The sequence below is a fragment of the Pseudomonas sp. P7758 genome, assembly GCF_013386485.1.
Classification (GTDB): Bacteria; Pseudomonadota; Gammaproteobacteria; order Pseudomonadales; family Pseudomonadaceae; genus Aquipseudomonas.
This window is the reverse complement of sequence record NZ_JACARS010000121.1, coordinates 1-732: the sequence shown is the minus strand read 5'-3', so window position 1 is coordinate 732 and position 732 is coordinate 1. Positions and strand designations below refer to the sequence as shown.

Annotated in this window: 1 protein-coding gene and 1 pseudogene; both read left to right on the top strand. The window is 62.0% G+C overall.

From position 1 onward, the window contains the following. Positions 1-62: 62 nt before the first annotated feature. Positions 63-371, top strand: coding sequence for a DUF485 domain-containing protein (locus tag HX873_RS23895; RefSeq protein ID WP_003208907.1), 309 nt, complete (start codon positions 63-65; stop codon positions 369-371). Continuing rightward, positions 368-732 (top strand): annotated as a pseudogene (actP, locus tag HX873_RS23890) (cation acetate symporter); the annotation flags it as partial. The gene HX873_RS23895 and the pseudogene actP, both read left to right, overlap by 4 nt.

The window sequence follows — 732 nt, the reverse complement described above, 5'->3', positions numbered from 1 at the left end:
GCAAGCTCGCTCCTACAGGACGCAGGTTTAACCACAACAACAATAAAAAGGAGCACACCACCATGACCCCCGACGATATCGAGCGCATCCGTCGACATCCCGATTTCATCCAGTTGGTACGCCGCAAACAGAACCTGTACTGGTCGCTGTCGCTGATCATGCTGGTGATCTATTTCGGGTTTGTGCTGTTGGTGGCGTTCTCCCCGGCTACCCTCGGGCAGTCGTTGAGCGGCGGCGTGACCACCGTGGGCATGCTGGTGGGTGTGGTGATTGTGCTGCTGGCGTTCGCGCTGACCGGCTTTTATGTGTACCGCGCCAACCACGTGATCGACCCGCTGAACGACAAGCTCAAGCAGGAGTGCACAGCATGAGCCGGCTGGTAGCGTGGTTTCTCCTGCCGCTGGCATTGGCCACGGACCTTGCAGTCGCCGCCGACGGCGCATCCCGGCCACTGAACTGGAACGCCATCGGCATGTTCCTGGTGTTCGTGCTGTTCACCCTCGGCGTGACTCGCTGGGCCGCCCTGCGCACCCGTTCCGCCAGCGACTTCTACACCGCCGGCGGCGGCATGAGCGGCTTCCAGAATGGCCTGGCGATTGCCGGCGACATGATCTCGGCGGCGTCATTCCTCGGCATCTCGGCGATGATGTTCCTCAACGGTTATGACGGCCTGCTCTACGCCCTGGGCGTGTTGGCCGGCTGGCCGATCATCCTGTTCCTGATCGCCGAGCG

Bases quoted from the DNA above. Each gene is read 5' to 3' on its own strand.
- HX873_RS23895 (WP_003208907.1), top strand. From the start codon at position 63: ATGACCCCCGACGATATCGAGCGCATCCGTCGACATCCCGATTTCATC.